The following is a 1297-nucleotide window of genomic DNA, read 5'->3' as shown; positions in this document are numbered from 1 at the left end:
GGGCATGGCGGGGTGCAGCAGGCTCTGGGCCTAGAGGTGCTCGGCCGCGAGCGCGGCCAGGCGCTGCGCCGGCAGCTTGCCGGTGGCGTCGCGCGGTAGCGACGGCAGCAGCACGATGCGCCGCGGCAGCAGCACCGGGTCGAGCCGCAGCCGCAACGCGGCGAGCAGCGCCTCGCGCGTCAGCGTGCCGGTCACGACGAAGGCCACCGGGCGGGCGATGCCCTCGACGCTGTCGGCCGGCGGCAGCCAGAACGCGCCGTCACGCACGCCGTCGATGCTGTTCAGCTGGAAATTGAGGTGCGACAGCGAGCTGCGCTTGCCCGCCACGTTGATCAGGTCGTTGCTGCGGCCGAGCAGCCGGAAGCGCGTCGGCGACAGCACCTCCAGCACGTCGGCGAGCTGCGTCGGCTCGGGCACGTGGCCGCCGCTGACGATGCTCTCGGCGCCGTCGCCGCTCAGCCGCACGCCGTCGTAGGCGAGCCAGTCGGCGCCTTCGGTGGTGCGGCGCGTCGCGACCTGGCCGGCCTCGGTGCAGCCGTAGATCTCGACCAGCGGCGCCTGCCACGCGGCCTCGGCGCGCGCGGCCATCTGCGGCGACAGCGGCGCGGTCGCCGACAGCACCAGGTCGAGCGGCGGCAGCGCGACGCCGGCATCGAGCAGCGTCTTCAGGTGGAACGGCGTCGTCACCAGCACGCGCGGCCGCGGCAGCTGCGCCAGCACCTCGGCGATGTCGGCCGGCAGCAGCGGCTTCTCGGCGGCGAACGATGCGCCGCCCAGCATCGCGAGCAGCACCGTCGATTCGAAGCCGTACATGTGGTGCGGCGGCACGGTGCCCAGCAGGCTCACGCCGGCCAGGCTGTCGCGGCCCAGGTGGTGGGCGATGCGCGCGGCCTCGGCGCGGATGTTCTCGACCAGCAGGTCCCAGCGCTTGGCATGCCGCGTCGGCTGGCCGGTGGAGCCGGAGGTCAGCACCTGCGCGACGATGGTGCCGGGGGCGAAGCGCGGCGTGTCGGTGATGGTGTCGGCGCGGCCGGGCGCGATCTCGTCGAAGCTCAGCGAGGGCAGGGCGTGCGGCCCGGCACCGGCTTCCAGCAGGCCGTGCGTGCGCGGGAACAGGCCGAGCAGCCGCGCCACCATGTCCGGCGTGTGGTTCGGCGGCATCAGGTTGAAGCGGCCGCGCAGCATCGCCGCGCCGAGCGACAGCGCGAAGCGGTAGCGGTCGTTGCAGACGGCGAGCAGGGCGTCGCCGTCGGGCAGGTGTTCGGCCAGCGCGGCGGCGTCGGCGAGGTACTGGCGG

1 protein-coding gene is annotated in these 1297 nt (G+C 74.6%); it reads right to left on the bottom strand.

Annotated elements, in window-relative coordinates; genetic code table 11:
* Positions 1-30 precede the first annotated feature (30 nt).
* On the bottom strand, positions 31-1297 hold a 1267-nt coding region (locus tag AC1D01_RS35050; RefSeq protein ID WP_477874183.1), incomplete at its 5' end, for an AMP-binding protein.

It is taken from the genome of Rhizobacter sp. P3_B12 (genome assembly GCF_056402895.1).
This window is presented reverse-complemented; position numbering and strand designations above follow the sequence as displayed.